Here is a 23,840-nt window from a genome sequence, read left to right as displayed (position 1 = left end):
GATTTCCATACAATCCGTGCCTAAAAATATCAGTCAACGTTGTCCAGCAATCCTATAAAGTAACGGCGTAATTCATTCCAATTATAATAAGGTCCTTCAACAGCAACAAGAGGCAGGTGCACTTCATGTTCATTATGGAGCAGCTTCACAAGCACATCGCCTGCTGCATTGCGAAAGAAAATAAGTTGCAGGTTAGCTGCCATCGGTGAAACACGATAGTCCTGCCAAACCAAGTGGAATTTCTCAATATCTGCTTCACGCCCGTTGCATCCTTCTACACCCATCAGAGCAAGTAAACGAATAAGGTGAGTATCATGCCCAAAGCGAAGGTCGGCGCAAGGCTGCCCGGTGGCAATGGCCTTGTCGGCACTCTCCACAATGTTACGTAACAAGGCAATAGCTTGGCGAGGCATCAGCCCTCCATTGAGCGGAGCGGCGGCATTGCACACGTACATACGGGCGTTTACCACTTTCCAAAGGGCCATTAGCTCGTCGTAGGTAAAAAGGTCAAAGAAAGCGACACCCTTCAAATGGTCGCAGTTCTGCATGTCGATGGCAATCCAATAAATATCTTCCATCAGCTTCCGTTCCTGCTCATAGGACATGCGGACGGGCGAAGTGACCAGAGCCTTCACGAAACGTTCCGGTTGTATCTGCTCTCGTTCAAAGCGGCGGAAGTCGGCACGCCACGCCGCCGTATCGGAACAGAAAGCCTCGGCCTCGGACGATGTATGGGCGATGTAATCCATGTAGCACTGATAAGCCCTGCGACTGACACACAAGCGGGGATTCTGCTCCTTCAAGGCCTCGGTGAAATAGCTCATACTCATAGCGCAACGCAACGACGTGGACGAGCGGGCATCGACCACTGCACTGTCGGCAAATACCGACGGAAATGATGTAAACATACGGTAAGCAATATCGTGATGCTGACGTTCGCCTAACGGCGTAATATTGCCGCTACGTCCACGAGCATCTTCCCACACGCGATGCAAACGGCCACGTACATCTTCGCCCAACGTCGTAAGTGCATGCACGGTAGCCAGTGAATCGAACACATCGACCACACGCTTGTAATGCACATCATCGGTACGCCAACGGGAACCATGTCGCCCGTAGTGCGAGATGTAAAATGCCTCAAAACCAGCAGGAGGCGGAGTCTGAACAACAGCCGGTGTCGGATAGGCAAAATAAATACTCCCCAGTTCTTCGTTGGTGGGCTTTAGTTGTGCAGTGGCCATCCCCACTGCACACACGCATACATATAGTAAGACAACTATTCTGTTCATAACATATCAGAAATTAAAGTATATTTTATCGGGCCACAACGACGTTTGTCGAAGCCTTCTGCTTCAGCAGCTCCCCGGAAGCCGCCACAGGACGGGTGTCTCCCCACTTCAGGCGAGGATTATTGATATAAATATCACTGACCGTATCAATATAAAAGCCATAAACCTTGTCGTTCACAAAACCTTCACCCACACAAGGTCGTTTGTCGTATACACCTCCCGGATAATCCGTTCGTTTTAACAATTGAATATCAATATCGTCAAAATAAATATGGTTCACCTTACCGGGCACATCACCACCGACAAACACACCATTTTCACTGATGCACTTCACATTGGAAAACCAGATACGGCTCACTTCACCACACCGTCCTTCAGTAGCTCCTTTTGGAAAACGCCAGCCCGCATCCTTATGATTACCCACGGCACGAGGATAAGAAGTAACATAAATTGGCTCAGCCTTTCCCCACCACACATCTGACCATAGACGACAATCTACAATCATATTGTCAAACACAACATTCGTTACAGTACCTTCATCACGATTCTGAATGCCAATGCCACGGTTACTATCACGAATGATGCAATTATTAAATAAAACATTATTGATAACATCCATATTCTCAGAACCGATCTTGATGGCACAAGAGCGGGAAACCATCGTACAGTTGGTCACCACTACATCTTCACAAGAGCCGTATTCCTCAAACTCACGACGGTTTTTCAGGCAGATACAATCGTCGCCCGACTCGATGTAGCAGTTGGCTATGCGGACATGCCGCGAGTGATCCACATCAATACCGTCACCGTTACGTATCTTCAGGTTATTACGGATACTAATACCCTCTATCACTGCATCCTTACATCCGATAAGATGCACAGTCCAATAGGGACTGTTGCAAAGAGTAATATCACGGATAACCAGTCGGTCGATGGCTTCCAGCGTCAACACATGAGGACGTGGATCGAAGTCTGTCACCGGCTTCAGTTCATACGAATCTTCCAATTCCTTACCCATAAAAGCTACACCATTACCGTCGATGGTTCCCATCCCAGTAATAGAAACCTGCTCCAGATTCTTTCCACTAATCCACATCATACCTTCTCCACGGTTCTCGCGAAAAGCACTTTCTGTATAGACAGACTCATCGGGGTTGGCCAACAGGCGTGAATTGGCTTCCAAGTGCAGTTCCACAAACGATGCCAGTTTGAAGGGGCTACACAAGAAAGTATGCCCAGCAGGCACTAGCACCTGTCCGCCACCAGCCTGTGCACAGGCGTCAATAGCAGCTTGAATAGCAATCGCATCATCAGTCTTCCCATCGCCAGCTGCACCAAAGTCCATAATATTGAATACGTTACCTGTCTGCTTTTGTCCACCGCAGGCAGCTAGCAACAAACAACAGAAAACGAAAAAGATGTATTTAATTCTCATATCTATAATAATGATTAATGATCAATCTTCAATTACCTTCTTATTACTTCTGGTGGACAATCCTTCGGCAAACTACCCCACTCCCGATTGGGTTCAGGCCCCATCTCCAGTTCCAACGTGCCACCTTTCACAATGTCGGCATGATCCAGGTAGTTTTTGAGATAAGGCTGTCCGTTCAATGTAGCACGCTGGATATAAATATTCTGCTCCGAAGTCCCTCTAGCCTGAATAGTAAACGGCCGGCCTCTTTCCGGACAGAGCGTAACGGACGGAAAAGAAGGACTCGCCAACATATAATAGGGCGTACCCGGACAAACAGGATAGAAACCCATAGCTGCAAACATATACCAAGCCGACATTTGTCCTGCATCATCGTTTCCGGCCAATCCACCAGGGGTATTATGATATTCCGTATCCATAATATGGCGGATAACCCGTTGCGTTTTCCATGGTTGCCCAGCATAGTTAAACATGAAAGCTACCTGATGGCAAGGTTCATTACCATGCCAATAACGGCCCTCAGAAAACATTGAATCAAGCTTGGCAACATAACAATCCTTGCCTCCCATTTTTTCCATTAGGCCGTATGGGTCTTGAGGCACATACCACGTATAATGACAAGGAGCACCTTCGGTAATAAAGCGTGTAAAACGGAATGCATTGTTCTCATCCAGGAAAGTACCGTCAGCCCGGCGTCCTTGGACATAACCGGTACGGGGATCAATGACGTGACGATAATTACGGGCACGCTCCACCAAAGCATTATAGTCATCCTCCTTCCCTAAAGCAGCAGCAATTTGTGCCAACGCAAAATCATCATAAGCATACTCCAAGGTGCGCGATACCTGCTCGCAGGTATGGAACGCATCAGGCACACTGTCTTCCAAAGGAATATAGCCAAACTTTAAATAAGAGTCGAGCGCACGCCGTCCCATCCCATTACGATATTCTTCCAAAAAGGCAGGACATTCAAATGCATTCTTCCGTAGTCCCTCGTATGCTTTATTGATATCAAAGTTCCGTATCCCCTTGCTCCATGCGTCGGCTACTACCGACGCCACATGGTCACCAATCATGGCTGATGTATAACTGTTCCAACAGGGGAAAATGGGCATCCAGCCACCTTGCTCATACTTGCAGACCAACGATTGCATCATCTCACCTCCCTTTTGAGGAGTAATCAGATTGACCAGTGGATGCAAGGCCCGATACGTATCCCACAGGCTGTAGTCATCGTAATAAGTCTGTCCCTTTTTTGCCTGCATTATTGGAGTTCCGGTTGCGAAAGCTGGATAGCGACCGTCCACATCGTTAAACGTACGTGGCAGGAAGCTAGCCCGATAAAAGGCTCCGTAGAACTTGGCCAATGCTTCTTCGTTATCAGTCTCCACCTGAACGAGATTAAAACGCTGCTCCCAAATATCCGTCAATTCACAGCGCACCTGTTCAAAGTTCCAATGGGGTATTTCTGCCTGCAAATTCTGTTCCGCACCGTTCTCGTCCACAAAAGACGAAGCAGCCTTCACCAACACCTCTTCTCCTGCTTTCACCTCGAAAGCCAAATAAGCTCCCACTCCCTGACGCCCATTCAATTCCAAAGAAGCATCAAACAATGAATCTGTCGCAAAGGTTCCATAACCGCTTATCTTTTTCTGAAGTTCGACCACAAAATGACCACTGAATCCAGCCGGTTCTCCCCAACCTTGATAAATGCGATGCACGGGGTTACAACCATAAATACGACCGTTCACCGTATCGATATGCACGGAACCTAGACCTTCATCACTGTTAGGAGTGACCACCAGATAGGCTTTACCTGCCTTCTGATAGGTAAAACGAAAAATGGCTGTACGCGAACGGGCCGTCAATTCAGCTTGAATATCTTCATCAGGCAAAGTGACAGCATAATAGGCAGGCGTAGCCACTTCATCAGCATGGGAAAAACGTGTAGCACGAGCCTCAGCCTGACAACGCAAAGTGCCATATAACGGCATCAACGTCATAGAACCATAGTCCTGCGTACAACCACCCACAATCCAATGAGAATTGCGAAACCCCTGAAAAAGACTGTCACGATAATAATAGGGAGCGATACACTTCTTTTCGGAATCGCGGGTCTGAGGTATCCAAAAATTCATGCCGTTAGGCTCGAGAACAGCAGGTAAAGTCTGTCCGTATTCTTCGGTATTCTTGCCGAACATACCAGCTGTCCTTGTTGTACTGGCAGCTGTTCCCACTCGTGTATCCACGTATGACAGATACGATGTTCCAACAGGAACATCAGTACAACCAGCATGGAAGCACAGACAGAACACGAACAACCCTATTGCTGCAATCACAGACATTCTCATAACTTTATATATATTTTCTTCTTATACAACGGATAACCCGCTGCTGCCATCAGCAACATGAACAACAACGAATAGACAGCAGAAGCCAAATAAGGATTGGCCACCAACGAATGTATCATATCATAAACTGGCGGCTTGACACCTGTAACGCCAATCACAATAGCAAGGACTTCACTCAGCACATACAAAAACAATGGGTTAACACCGAACAATTCAAAAAAACGACACCAACGCCGTTTATCTTTATAGTCAATAAAGTACATTAACATAGCCTGGAACATAGCCGCCAAGCCGCAAGTAGTCAAGGCAAATGTAGGCGACCAGATACGCTTGTTAAGCGGAAAAGCCTCGGTCAACAGGAAACCGACAGACATCATCAAGAAACCCACTACAAAAAGTCTGACAATTTTCTTTTCTAGTGTATCGGCCTCCATGATTAAACGCCCACAACAAAAGCCTATCAAGGTATGAGCTATGGAGGGCAGAGTACTGAACAGCCCTTCAGGGTCAATAGGGCTCTTCTGATACAGATGGCCGACGCCCAACACAGCACGGTCAATCACGGAAAGCAAGTTGGTTTCGTCAGGCACATACCCATTAGCCATCAACAAAAAGATACCATATCCTACCAACAGTATTCCCGCTATCCACCCCATCCATTTATGGGGGACATACAAAGCCAAAAAAGAAGCGGCACAATAGCAAAGGGCAATACGCTGTAATACGCCTGTCAATCTCAAATAGGCAAAAGGCAGAAAATCGCCCTCACAGATATGGTCGAACCAATGGATGGCAATACCAATCAACAGGATGAGTAAAGTGCGCTTCAGTATCTTCCACACGACAGCCCCCGACGGCTCAAAACGGAATTTACGGAGAGCAATGTAGGTCGATATTCCCATGATGAACAGGAAGAAAGGAAATACCAAGTCACAGGGTGTCATACCATTCCATGCCGAATGGCGCAACGAGTCGTACGACAGGCGTCCTCCCGCATTATTCACCACAATCATTCCAGCCACGGTAATCCCTCGTAGCACATCGAGTGACAGCAATCTTTTCTTCGGTAAAACCTCCGTCATGACTATTCCCTTTACATATTAATCATTCTGTACCAGTTTGATGGCTTTCTTGGCCAACTCAATGCAATCTCCTTCGGCCTCGGCTGTGTAGGGATTTTTAGCCAATGTCCAAGGTTCCTCCATGGCATAATAATCCAATTTCACTTCAGGTTTGCCATCCAGTTGGTCCTGCAAAGTCTTCCAATAGGCAGCCCAACGCATATAGTAGAAGTCACGCAGGATACCGTTCCACTCCTTATGGGCATAATCGCGCAAGCCACCATCGTCGGCACAGGTACGGTTGCCCCAAGTAGTAATCTGCACACGAGCATTCCATTCATAAAGGTCTTTCTCTTCGGGTGTAGTACCCAATTTGCGGGCCTGCTGAATCCAGCGGCCTACACGGAATTCACTACGCGTACCCAATAAGCTGTCCTGCATCAGCAACAGGTCGAGAAAACGTTTGGAGTCGCGGGCAAAACTTCGCTTGTCGAAGCTCTTGAAATCGGCCACCGTACGGTTATAGACAATACGAGCCTCATCGGATATGGCCTGACGTACCATATCGACCAAGTCATATTCAAAATTATTATTGCCACGATACTTGTCGGCCACTTCCACCATCAGGGCAGCTGCTTCGGCCGTCACGGTGGGGTCATAATAATTTTGCATCTTCGACCAACTGCTGGCCTGGAAGTTGTTCAGCGTGGGACGTCCGCAGAAGATGGACTCATGAGGTCCCTGTTGATTGTTACCGAAAGGACAGTTATAGATCGAATTAGCCAAAATCATCCAAGCCTGCTCAATCTTGGCATCGCGTACACCATAACGAGCATAGACATAATCCTTCAGCCATTCTTCTTTGGTAAACTTCTGGGGTCGCCAAGGCAACTCACACATCAGTTCAAACATCACTGGATTATTTTCCGAACCTTCCATCGTCAAGCCAATACCCTTCAGATGGGCTGCCAACGGATTATTCTTAGTCAGATAGAAGTTATTGAGCAACTGATCCATACGCCCGTGCAGGCCTACATTGCCACCAAAGTTCTCGAGCATGCAGAACAACCAGTCGTGCTGTTCATATCCGTTGTCACGTTTCCAGATGGAAGGAATACCCCACATCGGACGACATTCACTGAAGAGGTCCAAGATAAGCAAATCACCATTGTTCAGGTTCTTAATCATTTCCGGACGAGGATTTTCCGTCCATCCCTGTACCACCCAAACAGCCTTTGGATTCACTTTCTTCATTTCGGCCATTACAGCCTTTCCTGCCGCATCGAAATCCACTTCGTGAGCGTTCTCCAATTCATGGAAAGGGTCCATGGAATAATAGTCAGCCTTGCCGAAAAGTTTCTGCTGCTCACTATAATAAAGAGAAGCTATTTCGCTATAACGAGGATCGGTAGGTTGTAGGAAAGCTGGGCGAACGAATCCATTCCACAATTCCGGTTTCTCAATATCAAGCCCCATCTTTTCATCGGCATCGTGAGGTACCATACCGCTATAACCAGGGAAAACAGGCTTAATGCCGTATTCTTTCATTCGTTTCAGGATTTTCTTTTGCAAGGCCTCCTGTTGGGTGTACCAACTATCGGGATTGGGGCCTCCCCAACCTTCCAAATTATTCATGGCCCACCAAGCCAGAAAAGCCGGACCGGCAATGAAGCGATTCACCTCATCGCTGCTATAACCCAACTTCAGAAGCATGTTACGCCACACGCACTCCATACCGACAGCCGCTAAAGGCAAGTTGATACCATGCAGAGCCATCCAGTCGATTTCTTTCTCCCAGCGTTCCCAATCCCAGAAAGCCATGGAATAAGAATAGGTACAATAATTGAAATCGTAACGCAAACTCAAATCCGTCTCCTTGCGCAGTTTTTCTTCAACAGGTGGCAGCACATCAGGCAACTTAGCCTGCATACCGTTCCAGGTAAGATGAATGCCAGCATAATATTTCAGATACCAGTTGAGTCCCGTAGCAATATTAACATAAGTATTACCACGTACCACAACCTTCTTACCCTTCTGGTCTAATTCAAAAAAATCTTTGTCACCTTTCTTCAATTCAATGACAAACTTGTGCGACGCTCCCTTATCTATCCTTTCAAGCAACCCATCAATAGGATTTGCAAACAATTGAACACTCCACACGGATATTAACAGGATAAGTAAACTGATTTTGTTCTTCATGATACTATTTCTATTTATGCAACAAATATAGAGACTTTCATCTAGCTATAAGTGGAAAATAGAAAAGTTTAGGAAGAATATAGTCCAGTCTGCAACCTGAAAAGACAAATGGCCTCCTTAGTCCTTCTTAAATCCGCTACTGGGCAAATAACCGAAAAACTCTTTAAAACATTTAGTGAAATACTTAGGATCATTAAATCCTACAGCATAAGCAACTTCGGAAACATTAATATCGCCTTTTCCTTCTTGAATCATTCGCCGAGCTACATTCAATCGATAATTCTTCATAAATTGTCCGATAGGCTGTCCCACCAGTGCATGCATTTTACTATTTACCAAAGTTTTGCTGTATCCCATATCACGTACAAAACATTCCAAATTATACTCTGAATCCGCATAATTCTTTCCCATTAACTCAATAGCTTTATTAACAAACTGCTGATCTCTGGATTCTTCCTTTATATGCAATTCGCTTACATTACCACTGGCTGAAAATTTTTTCTTGTAACTATTCCTAAGATTAAGAATGTTTCGAATGCGCAACAAAAAGACCTCTTCATCAAAAGGCTTACAAATATATTCGTCAACTCCAATCTCAAAACTTTTCTTCTCTTGTACATCTGAAGAAATAGCCGTAAGCATCAAAAATGGAATATGCGATGTAAGCAAATTATCCTTTATACGCCGTGAAAGTTCCATGCCATCCATAACAGGCATCATCAGATCGCTTACAATCAAATCGACCGAATGCTTTTGTACAATCCGAAGTGCTTCTTCCCCATTCTCCGCCTCAAGAAAACGATAATCCTTCGACAACAAAGAACAAACATAGGCACGCATATCCTGATTGTCTTCTACAACAAGAATCGTTTCTTTATGAGTATCTTCCCCAACCAAGTCTTCCTGTGTTGTTTGTGACCCAATAACAGTATCAACATTAGTAGAAGAAATCTCATGCTCAGCCTGTAACAAAGGAAGCAATATCCGAAAAGACGCTCCACGTCCCTGATTATTACGAGCAAAAATGACGCCACCATGTAGTTCAATGATACGCTTACATAAAAAGAGTCCTATGCCTGTACCACTTTGCCCGAAAATCGGATGTTTATCGCCAGTCTTAGACTGAAAGAAACGATCAAAGATTTTATCCAGATCCGCTTCAACTATCCCATATCCTGTATCACAGACATTAATATAAAGTTGTGGCCCCTTTTCTCCACCTTTCGGAATGGCAGCAACAAACACATCAATACGTCCATTATCCGGTGTGAACTTAATGGCATTCGCTACCAAATTGACCAAAGCCTTACGCATATAAGCCACATCTATCATTACACAAGGATGATCGATATGAGTATATAGACAAATCTCAATGCCACGCTCCCGCGCAAACACCTTAAACGGTAACAACAATTCTGAAACGAAGTCAACAAAATTACAAGCCTTCCGATCTAAAATCACTTTGTTCATATCCAACTTCCGAAAGTCCATCAGCTCATTCACCAATGAAAGCAAATAACCTGAATTGCGTTCTGCTATCTGCAATTGAGCTTTCACCTCCTCATCTTCAACGACTTTTAAAGCATGTTCAATGGGGCCATGAATCAATGTCACAGGTGTCCTGAACTCATGAGTAATGTTCGTAAAGAACGTTATTTTCTCTTCCGTAGCCTCTTTTACCTGTTCAGCCATCACTTCCAGTTGTTTATTTTGCACAGCCAATTCCTGGGTACGTTCTTCCACCTTCTGCTCCAATTCAGCCCGTTGCTGACGATAACGCTTCATCTTTCTATGATAAAATGCCCAAATCAATGCCCCCAATGCCAGTAACAGGATTAAATAAAACCAGATCGTTTTATAAAAATAAGGAATAATGTGTACTTCGACCTCAGTCACATGCTCCGACCACTGCCCCATCTCATTGGTAGCACAAACCTGCAGAACATAATCGCCAGGAGGCACAGCTGTATATCTGATGACACAATCTCCCGGCCTTGTTTCATTCCACTCCCTTTCATACCCCTTCATCCGATACGAAAAACGAATGCGATTGCTACATGCATAATCCCCCGTTGTCACCCCTATTGAAAAACGACTTTCTCTCTCATGCAAGGTAATCAATGAAGTTTGTGTAATACTACGATCCAGATAGTCACCACTTGAAGGATAAATCAGATTACCAGCCACCGTTAAAGAAGTCAATTTAACGACACGATCTGCATAAAATGAGGCGAGTTCTTCAGGTCTGATAATCAATACCCCCATATTAGTCGCAACATAGATCCGGTCATATTTGGACGAATAATGAATACCATTCCAAGAATATTGTGTAAACGGCAAACCGTCACCTGCTGTATAATTCGTAAACGACATCGTCATTCTGTCCAACTTACAAATTCCCTCGTGAGTCATAATCCACAGATTACCTTGTCCGTCCTGCGTCATACCAATAATAGTATTGTCTGGCAATCCATTCCGAACCGTATAATTCGTAAACTCGAAATGCCCTCTTTCATCCTCCGAAACCTTATACAACCCACTTCCATTACCGCCTAGCCACAAGGTTCCATCCTTATCCTCTAAAATACTATTGATTTTCTCCAACCTCATTGATTTCGGCTCGTCCAATTTATATTTGAAGTAGGTATATCTAACGTTTTTATGTGACTTGGCATACACAAATAAATCCAACATCAACAACCCACGAGTCGTCCCTATCCATAAACGTTTCTTTTTATCGACACAAAGTGTCGGTATCATCTCAAACTCATTGTCGATACCATCAAAAAGGACCCGTTCAAACGTTTTCGAATGTTTATCATAAAACAACACACCACGTGTAGAGCCAAACCATATCCCTTCATTGATAACATCTTCACATGCACTACTGATAAAATCCCCCTTCAAAGTCGCAAATTCCTCACGAGTATAACGTCGGAAACGTCGATTTCCTGCCACATTCAAATCCAACTCATTGATCCCGACTCCCCATGTGTATGCCCACAAATGATGATCCGAATCAATCAAAAGACCATTTATTGTATTATTAGTGAGTGAGCTTGGATCGTTCGGTGCAAACACATAACGCTCGCATGTTCCAGTTTCCGGGTTCCAACGAGCCAGACCTTTCTCCAACATACAAATCCATAAATTTCCGTCTCGATCTTCACGTATAGCATTAACCGGGAAATTTTCTCCAACGGCAGACGCGTCCTGATCCGGACACCATAATTCCGTCTGAAGACGTTTGGGAGAAAGCAGATTAATCCCTCCCGTTTCTGTACCCAGCCAAATCGTTTCACCCGACGTATAAATGCAATCTATCGCATTACAATTAATAGTTCCATTTCCTTGAGTCCGGTTCTGCCGAATAAAAGAGAAAGTATCCGTTTCACGATGATAAACATTTATTCCATTCAATGTGGATACAACAATATGCCCCTGCTCCGTCATTTTGATATCCGTTATATATGCCTGACTCAACATGCCTGGACGATGAGTTGAATAACGATATCGCTGCATTTGATGGGTCGACTCATTATATTTAAATAAACCCCTATTTGTTCCAATCCACAAGAAACCACCCTCCTCAAGCATACAAGAAATTCTCCAGTCTTCGCTAAAAGGTACCAAATCATTCGATAAAGGCTTTTTCTCCAACAGATGTCCAGGTTTCTTTTCAAGTACATATACCTGATTATCCAATCCTGCACAAATACGATCTCCAACATCCATCACGGCTTTAACGGGGGAAGAGCAAGATTCTTTCAAACAATAGTAATTACCGATACCTCCTGTTTCATCCCACTCTATACACCACAAACTATTACTACAAGAGACCCATAAATTCCCAGCTTTATCCTTATAAAGAGAATGAATATATCCATCTGCCAATGGTTGCAATGTATCATTCGATAAAGAATAAAAATCAATAACGGCATAGGTGTTCAAATCAATGGCTTCAAGTCCTCCCTCAGATCCGATCCACAACCGACGAAAATTATCCTCACAAAGTACATGCAAAAAATCATTTTTCAACTTTAACGGCTGCGTCTGTGTATTAATGCTCATGACCTGGTAACCGTCATATCTACCGATACCATTATGAGTAGCCATCCATATAAATCCTTCTGAATCACAGAGAATATCATCTATAAAACTATGAGGAACTCCCTCACTCTCTGTTATATAATGATAATTGTATTTACTGAAAAAACGTTCGTCCGACTGTGAAAAAGCAGTCAGAACAATGATATATAAAAGAAAGAAAACAATCGACAATCGTAGTTTCATAGTGCTCGTAATCATGTGTGAGTTTCGTTGTACAAATATAGTGATATCCTCCCAAACTATAAAATCGCATTTAGCGTAAAAGGAAGATTAGTAGAGGCAAATAATCTTTCAATTCTACAGCAAGCTGCTTCAAAGCCTGTTGGATTCGATAATCCACCGTTTTAACCGATACATCCAAACGTTCTGCAATTTCTTTATAGGTCATATCCTTAAAACGGTGCATAACGAACGCCTCTCGATACGTTTCCGGCAGATGGGATATGGCTTCATTCAATTTCCTGCTCAAGCTGTTTATCGTACACAAATCACTTTCTTCCAAGACATTTTCTATTATATCCTGATAAAAACGTGTGTCCGCTTGCAGTTTTACTTGTTCCTGCTCGATCCGATTCAACGCTTTACGATAAACCACTTTCAACAAATATTTCGCTAAAGAAGTCTGGACGATTTCTTCTTCCCGGTGCTCCCAAAGCCACAACAAAGCATCCTGAGCAATTTCTTCCGCATTTTCGGTACTGACAAACCGCTTCCCATATGCGCACAACAATGGATAATATTTCCGAAAAAGCGCATCAAAAGCTTTTGCCTCCCCATTTCGAAGCCTGCTCAACAAAAGATTATCTACATGCAGCGTTTCCATGTCATAGCTTTGCTCTCATTCAATTCAATGTGCAAAAATAGTTTTTCTAATGAAAAAGACTGTTATCTCAGAAGTATATTTTTCGCTTCAATAAGGAAAAGCAAGAAAATCCAAAGCTCGCCAAATGTTAATGAATAATAAAATCAGAAAAAGAGTTTAGGAACTCTCTGTTCCCACCTGTCTCTTTTACAAACGAGTCATCTATGAACGAACAACAGACCAACATAGAGCAACGATTGATCGAGTATTACGAAGGCAAACTCGAAGGAACGGCGTACGATGAAGTCAAAGCCTGGATTGCTTCGTCCGAAGAGAACCGTCGTATGGCTCGCCGTATCTATTCCCTACTGCTGGCCGTAGATGTACATCAAGTCAGCAAAGAGATTGATACAGAAAAGGCATTGAAGAAGGTAAAAGGTAGAAAGATTGCACAAAAGAAATCAATCAGTTGGTGGGAATGGGGACAGCGTGCTGCCGCTATCCTCATCCTTCCTTTGATTGGGCTTTTGATTTGGCAACAAAGCCGTATGCAATCCGTCTCTCCTGTAGCCGAGACATTGGAAATACGTACGAATCCCGGCATGACTACCCGTCTGCACTTACCCGATGGCACTTACGTATGTCTAAACTCAGGTTCTACATTGACTTACCCATCCAGTTTTACAGGTGATACGCGTTCGGTTTATTTGGTTGGTGAAGCCTATTTTGAAGTAGCCCCCAATACCCAACATCGCTTTGTAGTTCACACTCCCAGCCAATCAGCCGTCGAAGTATATGGCACCCACTTCAATATAGAAGCCTATCCCGACGATCCCAACATTACAACCACGCTGACCGAAGGCAAAGTAGGTTTCCTTTATAAAGAAGGTACCATCACTAAACGGACCATGTTAGATCCCGGTCAGAAGCTGATATACGATACAACCAACCAACGTCTGTCACGCCACCTCACTTCCGGCCTTTCCGAGCTGTCTTGGACCGAAGGAAAAATCATTTTCGAAAACACACCTCTGCCCGAAGCTCTCCACATGCTAGGCAAGCGCTTCAATGTAGATTTTATAGTGAAAAACACGAAACTGAACGCCAACCGTTTTACAGGAACCTTCACAACCCAACGACTGGAGAAAATCCTGAAATATTTTGAGATTTCTTCCCGTATCCGCTGGCGATATTTAAATGATCCGGATGTACACCAAGAGAAGATGAGGATAGAGATTTATTAATATAGATTTCCATTTGTGACTAAAAAACTAATACATTAACAAAAAGACCATGACCATGAAAGACAGAGCCCCGTAACAACAAAAAACATACGGAAAAATGCGCCAACATTTTTCCGTATGGAAAAGTCCATGAGACACGAACTTTATTTTTTCACTAAATGCCCTACAAAGTTATGAAAAACAACCGAAATTTCCAAAACATGGAAATCGGAAGGTCGTTATGGACCTTCACGAAAAAAATTCCTTTAGTTATGAAACTGTTTATTTTTTATCTCTTCTGCTCCATTAGCATGTTGCAAGCCGTAGAAAGCTACGCACAAAACGCCCGGCTATCCTTGAATGTAGAAGAAGAAACCGTAGCCAACATTCTCCAACAAATAGAGAATGCATCAGATTTTGATTTCTTCTACAACAACTCACATGTCGATTTAGACCGCCGTGTATCCATAACTGCACAAAACAGTGATATATTCACTATTCTGAATGAAGTATTTGAAGGAACAGGAGTACACTACACCGTGCTTGACAAAAAGATTATCCTATCAACAGAAATAGAAACATCAATCCAACGTACACAACAGCAAAACAATACCGTAAAAGGAAAAGTTATTGATATAAAAGGAGAGCCGATTATTGGAGCCACTGTAAAAGAAACAGGAACGAACAATGGAGCTATTACTGATATCAACGGACTATTTTCTATTGGAGTAAAAGCTAACGCATCTATAGAAGTCTCATTTGTTGGGTATAAAACAGAAACTATTAAAGCTATCCCTGGCAAAACACTAACTATCACATTGAAAGAAGATAATGAGATGCTAGACGAAGTCGTAGTTACCGCATTAGGTATCAAACGCGAAGAAAAAGCCTTGGGATATGCAGTACAGAAAGTAAATGGAGACAAATTGACTACTACCAAAGGGGTCGACATAGCCTCTTCATTAACTGGAAAAATTGCAGGTTTGAATATTCAGAACAGTACGGAATTCAATGAAAATGCCAAAATATTACTGCGAGGTGAAACTCCGATTGTCATCGTTGATGGTATTCCATACGATAATATCGGCTTAGACGATATTGCTCCAGATGATATCGAATCCATTGATGTTTTAAAAGGAGCAACAGCTTCGGCACTATATGGTGCCAGAGGTTCCTCTGGTGCTATCATGATTACGACTAAAAAAGGAACCGATGCTGAAGGATTGAACATAAGTATAAATAGTAATACTATGTTCTTCTCTGGCTACTTAGCTTTCCCTGAAACACAATCTTCTTACAGCCGAGGACAAAGTGGGAAATATGGAATTGACTATGTATGGGGCGATAAATTAGATATTGGACGTACCGCCATTTTATACAATCCTTATACTTATGAATGGGAAGAACAAGAACTTGTTTCAAAAGGGAAAGATAATTATAAGAATTTCCTTCAATTCAGTTTTGTAACCAACAACAATGTGAGCGTTTCACAAAAAGGGAAATATGGTTCCTTCCGTGCATCAATGACACAAATCTATAATCGAGGACAATATCCAAATCAAGATTTGAATAAAGCCAATTTCACAGTAGGTGGCGAAATGTCTTGGAAAAAATTTAAACTTGAAGCATCAGCAACCTACAACAAACATAAAGCATCAAACAACAATGGTTCCGGTTATAGTGGAAGCTATATTTATGATTTAGTAATCTGGGGTAGCTCAGAGTATGACATTAGAGATTTTAGGAATTATTGGGTAGAAGGCAAAGAAGACGTTCAACAAAACTGGTACGACAATAGTTGGTATGACAACCCATGGTTTAAATCGCAAGAAGTAGTTGATGCTTATGATACAGATTTAATGAATGCAGCCGTCACAGGTAGTTATGAAATAACTCCTTGGCTAAAAGCCATGATACGTGGAGGATTAGACATGTCTACACAGCGCAATGAATGGAGAAATGCAAAAAGTGCCAACCATGCGTGGGATAAAAATGGATTTTATGGCCTAAGTCGTACCACGGAACTCAGTTTGAATACTGATGCCATGTTATTAGCTAATAAATCATGGGGTAAATTCACAATTGATGGTTTATTGGGAGGTAACATTTATTACTATAGATATGACCAAATGAGAAGTACTACAGCCGGTGGCCTATCAATACCTGGATATTATTCCTTGAAAGCATCGGTTGATCCGGTTGATAGTCGTAGTTCTCTACAGCAAAAACGTGTAAATAGTCTGTATGGAAAACTTTCTTTATCATGGGATAGCACCTATTTCATAGATGTAACAGGGCGTAATGATTGGTCTTCCACTCTCCGTTCTGACGAGCGCTCTTACTTCTATCCATCTGTATCAGGCAGCATTGTACTTTCAGAAATCATCAATCTACCCTCATGGTGGGATTTCTTAAAAGTTCGTGGATCTTGGACTGTAACCAAATCTGATGCTGCAATCTATGCAAATAATAATGTATATTCTGTTGAGACCAACGTGTGGAGTGGTATGACCTCAGCTTCGTACCCCAGCACCCTGATAGGAGGACAAGTTCGTCCTAAAAAAGCCGAAGTATGGGAAACAGGATTTGCAACCAACTTTTTCAAGAACAGGTTATATGCAGATTTTGCTTATTACAGAAAGGCTGAATCAGACTTTATCATCAGCGGTGGAGTTAGTCCTATGACTGGTTATAGTGCTATACAAACCAATTTCAAAGAAACTCGTTTACGTTCAGGTTTTGAAATTAGCGTTGGAGGCACCCCCATAAAAACAAGAAATTTCACCTGGGATATCTTAACAAACTGGGCACACGATCAATACACCTACCAAAGTATCGATCCTGAATACTCAACCAAGAAACCTTGGGTAAAAAAAGGTGCCACATGGGACTGGTTTGCCATCTATGATTGGGAGAGAGACCCTGAAGGCAACATTGTACATAACGGAGCAGGTCTTCCCATACGTCAAGATTTTACAACAAAAGTAGGAAAATTAACACCTGATTTAGTTTGGGGTATTACCAATACGCTTAAATATAAAAACATAACATTATCTTGTACAATTGACGGACGTGTAGGAGGTATTTCATACTCTCGGACTCACCAAATGCTAATGAACACTGGAGCCGGTAAAGATACTGATACTAAATGGAGATACGAAGAAGTCGTTAACGGCAACAAAACATATATTGGCCAAGGAGTCAAGGTTATCGAAGGAAGTGTAACTTACGATCCAGACGGCAACGTCATTGAAGATACCCGTGTATTTGCCCCCAACGATATCGTCGTATCTTATGAAACCTATATCAGCAAATATCATGATTCTAACAATCGTCCTAGTGCCCAGAACGTACTAGATGAAACATTTTTCAAATTACGCAATCTATCCATTACGTACGATTTACCACAATCATGGTGTAGCTACATGAAACTAAAATCTGCTTCAGTCAGTGTGACCGGCCAAAATCTGTTCTTATGGGCTAAAGAATATAAATATGCAGATCCAGACAAAGGAGGAGACAGCTCTGGTTATGAAAACTTAAACTCTCCTTCCCAACGTTACATTGGTTTTAATATCAAAGCAAACTTCTAATAACTCAGACATATGAAAATTTCATTAAACAACATAGTTTCTACCTGCATTTTATCAGGAACACTATGGATAGCTGGATGTACTTCCTCATTTGACGATTTAAATACGAATCCTGATTCAACAACTAAAGTACAATCATCGATGTTGGCTACCGACATTATATTGGATATGGTTAAATCTTCCTATTATTGGAAAAATGAATTTTTAGTCAAACGGATGTTTTGGGGAGAACAAATGGATGATGAACAATATAATCGTTTTGGTAAGGCAGATTTTTCAGGTGTACTTAAATTAACCAGTGCACAAAAAATGGTAGAACTCTCAACCGAAGCAGACAAAGATGGTTATACTGGATTATATTACTTTATGAAAGGATGGTATTTTTGGCGTGCAACAATGGATACAGGAGACATACCTTACTCAGAAGCACTTAATATAGAAGAATATGTTTATCCTAAGTATGATGAACAAAAAGACGTCTTCAAAGGCATCTTATCAGATTTAGCTTTGGCAGAAGAACATTTTAGCAAAGCAACCAAAGCATTTGATGGAGATCCCTTCTACAATGGAGATCCTTTAAAATGGAGAAAAGCCACTAATGTTCTGCGTTTAAAGGTTTTAATGTCGCTACAGAAACGAGCAGACGATACTCCTGAATTAAATATAAAAGAACAATTTGCACAAATAGTAAACGGAGGTGTCCTATTTTCTGGTAATGACGACAATCTGCAAGTTGTATATTCGGATTTAGAGACAAATAGAAATCCTTATCACAAAGAATACACTCGAAGTATAGAAACATTCGCAGCGACAAACATGATTGTCGACCCAATGAAAGAATATAAAGACAAACGTCTCTTTTATTACTTAGCCCCTGCACAGGCTCTGACTGATCCAACATATCTGCCAGAAGGAGAAACTTTACTCCAACCTAGTGATTGGGATGCCTACAGAAGTGTAGATGTTGCAGGAAAGTATGACATAGAAATGGCTAAGATTTCAGCTCGGATGCATTCTCGCCCCAACGACGTATACCGTCTATCTTACACAGGGGTACCTAGCATCCGCTTAGGCTATGCAGACATGAATTTCCTATTAGCTGAAGCAGCGGAAAGAGGATGGATTCAGGGATCAGCAAAACAATATTATGATGAAGGAGTCAGAGCCTCTTTTGATTTTGTACGAACAACCGTTCCCTCACAATATAACAATGGAGTTGAAATTACAGATGCAGATATAGATATGTATCTACATGGTGAGAAAACAGCTTATAATGAAGCTGGAACGATAACTGACCGCCTACATCAAATATGGATGCAGACTTATCTAGCAGGATATTTCCACATGTCTTATGACGCCTATTATGATTTTCGTCGTACAGGTTATCCAGCCTTTCCCATCAATCCGGATACGAACTTGAATACGCAAAATGATAAAATTCCCATGCGTTGGTTATATCCCGATTCTGAAAACAATTACAATAAGGAACAGCTGAAAATAGCCTTACAACGTCAGTGGAATGGTGTAGATGATGTCAACAATATAATGTGGCTTCTAAAATAAAGACTATTCCCATCACCCACTAATTTTACGAGGATGTGTCAATTTTTTAGAATCAACATTCTACATTTAGACACATCCTTTATTTTCCAATGAAATCTTTTACCACTCACTACTGCAAAACAATATGAAAAACAAAATATATTTAGCTTTGTGTATTTCCTTATTGGGAATTCTCACTATAAACAGCCAAAATTTAGCACTTCATTTAGACGGTAAAGACAATAATGTACGAACTGGTATCGGTTTTCTAAATGCACCATGGACATTGGAAGCCTGGATCAAAGGCGATGATACCTCATGGAAGGAGACAGAAGTCATTTTTGGAGGGGGTGAATATAGCACTTACCGACAAGCCGACAATTTCCCATTAGTGGTCAAACATGGGAAATTATACAGCACACGAGCTGCAATCGGAGTAACGACATGGTTAGATGGTCAATGGCATCATGTAGCTCTAACTTGCGACGGAATGTATACATCCTTATATCTAGACGGGAAATTAGAAGCCCAAAAGGATACAGTTGTCACCATTATTCCAGGGGCTATCGGAGTTTGTGAATCGAAAGACGAAGTTTTCGGTGGTGAAATAGACGAAGTACGCATATGGAGTGCTGCTTTATCAGAAAACACATTGCAACAATGGATGAATAAACCTTTAACTCCGTCGCATACTGCTTTCAATAATTTAGTGGCGTATTATAACTTTGATGCAGGAATAGACGATACAGCCTTAAATTGGACAGGAAGTGGTTACCATTCTTATCACTTGAGAAATGGGAGGATAGATTATGCAGGAAAAGAAGAACTGGCATACACGATTCCAAACAACAATGATAAATTTGCAAACAATATCTTCAAGCAACAACTTTTCAATGCAATTAGCATTGAAAATGAATGGGATGCAGATCGTGGAAGCTTAGGACATCAATTGATGAAACTACGTATTATAGTACAAGGGAAGGAAGAACCTCTTCTATTAGAAAAAATTTCATTAGACCTATCAGACACGGACCGACTGTCTGATTTATCCTCCATCCATGTATATTATGCCGGACAGACTGCTCGAAGTTCACAACGAGATTTATTGTATACATCTACCCCCAAAAAACAAATTGATATAAACCTATCCACGGAGAAACAGATAAAACTAAAGGATGGTGCTAATTATATATTGGTAACAGCAGACATCAAAAATAATGCCCGATTAAATAACCGAATACGCGTTACAATACCTTCTATTTTATTATCTGGTAAGAACATTATTCCTACAAAAAAAGAGCCATATATATTCCAGCATATTACAAAAAATTCATCAAATAATCCCGACGTATTTAGAATATTACAATGGAATATCTGGCACGGTGGCCGTCATGTTCCTATCCAAGGTCATAGACGTATTATCGAATTAATCAAAGTTACAAAAGCTGACATTGTAACTATGCAAGAAGGATACGGTTTTCAAGAAGAGATTGCAAAATCCCTACAATATCACTTACAAACCCCGTCATCTCAAGACAATTTAGCATTATTCAGTCGATACCCTCTAGAAAAGCAAAAGACTGGTAATACTTTTTGTTCTAATCCAGCTATAGTACACCTCACTAAAAATCGTTCTTTATTGGTAGACGACTGTTGGGTACGTTACTCATATAACCCAGACTATACTGGCAGTTTCCCAGACAATAGTCATAACCCCAAAGTATGGATTGCAGAAGATTCCATCCGTCCTATGGCTGATACCCGACGCATGCTCGATGAAGATTTAGCTCCCATTTTAAAAGAACAAGACATACCTGTAATCTTAGGCGGTGACTTTAATTCTTGTAGCCATTTAGATTGGACCTCAAGAACAGCACATTTACATGGAGGCTATGGTCCTGTAGCATTCCCAACATCCAGATTTCTACTAGAGAGAGGATATAAAGATAGCTTTCGAGAAACACACCCCGACGAACTAAAACGGCCAGAAGGAACTTTTGCCGGTATATATGGGCAACTAGATTTCAGCCGTATTGATTTCATTTATTACAAGGCGAAAAATATTAAGGCAATTCATTCAAAGATAATACAGACTGCGCCTGAGATTGATGACATTTGGGCATCTGATCATTCTGCAGTCCTGACAACTTTTAAACTGTTGGGAGAAGGAAAGAAAGAAACTGGACATTTAAAAATTGATTATGTATGTGATGGTTTTGATTTAGATACATTACGCTTTCCTCAAAAAGACAAAGAACTACACATTTTCGATATTGACGAACATGTCAGTAAACAAGCTGCCCAAGGAATACGAAACGATGCCCCAGATTTAAGCTGGGTGTATCTGTGGTATACGGATGATGCCGGACATATAGAAGGAAATGGTTCATTCTTCGATGAATACACACAAAAAGCAGACTTACAAATCGAAAGAATTTGGCAGGCAGTCCAATACAGAGAAAAATACTTCGATGAAGAATGGATGGTAGTAGTTACTACAGACCATGGAAGAACTGAAAGTGGATATGGCCATGGAGGACAATCTGAACGAGAGAGGACCACTTGGATTGCTACCAATCAGCAAGTAAACGAGCATTTCCGCAAGGGAGTACTTTCTATTACTGATATAACACCCTCCATTTGCCGTTTTATGGACTTTGAAGTACCTCGAGACGTTTTATGGGAACAAGACGGAATTCCATTTATTGGCCCTATAGACATTTCACAAATGAAAACATTACCACATGATAACGATATTATTTTGTCTTGGAAATGTTTAAATGCCAAAGCACAAGTAAATATTTACATAGCTACCGACAATCAATACAAAAATGGCGGGAAAGATAATTGGATTAAAATAGCAACTGTACCAGCTAAACAAGAACAATACAATATAAAACATCAACAAATTCCGCCTTCCAAATTTTATAAAATCGTAATTCAAACCGAGAATAATCATTTAAACCGTTGGATTTACAAATAATATCTTATGTCATTTAAGCATTCTATCATAAAATACAGAAGATTTCTGCTAACATGTACCATTATTATACATGCATACACAGCTTTTTCACAGATATACCCGGTCAATGCCAAATTGGAGGATAAAAAATCTTTTTCCATGATTGTAATACCAGACCCACAAAGTTATATCAAGTTTGCCGCAAACCAACCTTTGTTTGAATTGCAAACTGCCTGGATCGCCAATAACCTGGATACGCTAAATATTCAAGGCGTACTATGTACCGGCGATTTAGTGGAACAAAATGATATCGCAGTGCCGGATTATGTAAATGGCGATCAAACCAGCCAAGAACAATGGCAAGCCGTTTCAAACGCTTTCTGCCGGTTAGACAATAAGATTCCTTATATCCTTTGTACCGGTAATCACGATTATGGTTACAAATCATCAGAAGTCCGTCGTACATACTTTCACGAATATTTTCCCGCTGAAAGAAACAGTTGTTGGAAAAAAACACTTGTAGCCATAGGAAACAATTACAAGGGAATTCCTACATTAGAAAATGCTGCGTATGAGCTCACAACAGATACGTGGGGAAAATTATTGATCATTTCATTGGAGTTTTCACCACGAGACGAAGCTATTGCATGGGCAAAAAAAATCGTAAATAGCCCGCAATATGAAAAACATAAAGTCATTTTATTGACACACTCATTTTTAGATTACAAAGGCGAACGGTTCATCAGTGAAGATTATTATCCTATGCGCCCGGCGAATTATCCAGAAGCAGTCTGGCAGAAACTTGTTTATCCTTCAACTAACATCAGATTGGTTATATGTGGACATGAATGCCATATTACAGACTATGACGAACAAGTTAGTCTACGCATGGATAACAATCAAAATGGAAAATCAATCATTCAAATGATGTTCAATGCACAAACTGCTGACGGTCAATGGCACGGGAATGGAGGAGATTGCTGGCTACGTATCCTTGAATTTAAACCAGACGGAAAAACGATTTCAGTACGTACATTTTCCCCACTATTTGCATTATCACCCACAACAAGCCAATTTGCATGGAGAAATAAACCATTTGACCAATTTGATATAGTGATAAATTAACGTAATAGAAATACATATTAGGTATAACCTAATAAACATATACACTACTGTCCCGTAAAAGTTGATAAATAGTTCTTTGAAATTATTGAAATATAGTCAATTACGTGGTTTCTTGAGATGAAACGGACTTGATTTTGCAACTTTGCAG

At 41.6% G+C, this 23,840-nt stretch carries 12 protein-coding genes; 5 read left to right on the top strand and 7 right to left on the bottom strand.

Annotated features, from left to right (window positions below; genetic code table 11):
- Window positions 1-29: 29 nt before the first annotated feature.
- The 7 genes from HF894_RS07250 to HF894_RS07220 all read right to left on the bottom strand — a co-directional run bounded on the left by HF894_RS07250 (window position 30) and on the right by HF894_RS07220 (window position 13,268).
- Window positions 30-1,289: a histidine-type phosphatase gene (locus tag HF894_RS07250; RefSeq protein WP_204971518.1), complete on the bottom strand. Its 1,260-nt coding sequence runs from the start codon at window positions 1,287-1,289 to the stop codon at window positions 30-32.
- Between the two features lie 25 nt (window positions 1,290-1,314).
- On the bottom strand, window positions 1,315-2,724 hold the full coding sequence (locus HF894_RS07245; protein WP_204971517.1) for a glycoside hydrolase family 28 protein: 1,410 nt from the start codon (window positions 2,722-2,724) through the stop codon (window positions 1,315-1,317).
- A 32-nt stretch (window positions 2,725-2,756) separates the two neighbouring features.
- Window positions 2,757-5,069, bottom strand: coding sequence for a GH92 family glycosyl hydrolase (locus HF894_RS07240; RefSeq protein ID WP_204971561.1), 2,313 nt, complete (start codon window positions 5,067-5,069; stop codon window positions 2,757-2,759).
- Between the two features lie 2 nt (window positions 5,070-5,071).
- Entirely contained in the window at window positions 5,072-6,157 is a 1,086-nt protein-coding gene (locus HF894_RS07235; protein WP_204971516.1) for an acyltransferase family protein, read from the bottom strand.
- An 18-nt stretch (window positions 6,158-6,175) separates the two neighbouring features.
- Window positions 6,176-8,335, bottom strand: a complete 2,160-nt coding sequence (locus HF894_RS07230; RefSeq protein ID WP_204971515.1) for an alpha-N-acetylglucosaminidase — start codon at window positions 8,333-8,335, stop codon at window positions 6,176-6,178.
- Window positions 8,336-8,452: 117 nt separating this feature from the next.
- On the bottom strand, window positions 8,453-12,628 hold the full coding sequence (locus HF894_RS07225) for a two-component regulator propeller domain-containing protein (protein ID WP_204971514.1): 4,176 nt from the start codon (window positions 12,626-12,628) through the stop codon (window positions 8,453-8,455).
- Between the two features lie 70 nt (window positions 12,629-12,698).
- Window positions 12,699-13,268 (bottom strand): RNA polymerase sigma-70 factor, encoded by a 570-nt coding sequence (locus HF894_RS07220; protein ID WP_204971513.1) that lies wholly within the window; start codon window positions 13,266-13,268, stop codon window positions 12,699-12,701.
- A gap of 203 nt (window positions 13,269-13,471) precedes the next feature.
- Between HF894_RS07220 and HF894_RS07215 the strand changes: the two genes are divergently transcribed.
- The 5 genes from HF894_RS07215 to HF894_RS07195 all read left to right on the top strand — a co-directional run bounded on the left by HF894_RS07215 (window position 13,472) and on the right by HF894_RS07195 (window position 23,692).
- Window positions 13,472-14,491 (top strand): FecR family protein, encoded by a 1,020-nt coding sequence (locus HF894_RS07215; protein WP_204971512.1) that lies wholly within the window; start codon window positions 13,472-13,474, stop codon window positions 14,489-14,491.
- A 251-nt stretch (window positions 14,492-14,742) separates the two neighbouring features.
- Window positions 14,743-18,063, top strand: coding sequence for a SusC/RagA family TonB-linked outer membrane protein (locus tag HF894_RS07210; RefSeq protein ID WP_204971511.1), 3,321 nt, complete (start codon window positions 14,743-14,745; stop codon window positions 18,061-18,063).
- A 12-nt stretch (window positions 18,064-18,075) separates the two neighbouring features.
- Window positions 18,076-19,626, top strand: a complete 1,551-nt coding sequence (locus HF894_RS07205) for a SusD/RagB family nutrient-binding outer membrane lipoprotein (RefSeq protein ID WP_204971510.1) — start codon at window positions 18,076-18,078, stop codon at window positions 19,624-19,626.
- A gap of 124 nt (window positions 19,627-19,750) precedes the next feature.
- Window positions 19,751-22,588, top strand: coding sequence for a LamG-like jellyroll fold domain-containing protein (locus HF894_RS07200; RefSeq protein ID WP_204971509.1), 2,838 nt, complete (start codon window positions 19,751-19,753; stop codon window positions 22,586-22,588).
- A 27-nt stretch (window positions 22,589-22,615) separates the two neighbouring features.
- Complete coding sequence (locus HF894_RS07195) at window positions 22,616-23,692, top strand: metallophosphoesterase (RefSeq protein ID WP_394369829.1); 1,077 nt, start codon at window positions 22,616-22,618, stop codon at window positions 23,690-23,692.
- Window positions 23,693-23,840: the final 148 nt, after the last annotated feature.

This window comes from Caecibacteroides pullorum (assembly GCF_019239235.1).
Lineage (GTDB): Bacteria > Bacteroidota > Bacteroidia > Bacteroidales > Bacteroidaceae > Bacteroides > Bacteroides pullorum.
Note: the sequence above shows the minus strand (reverse complement) of the source record. Positions and strands in the feature narration are given on the sequence as shown.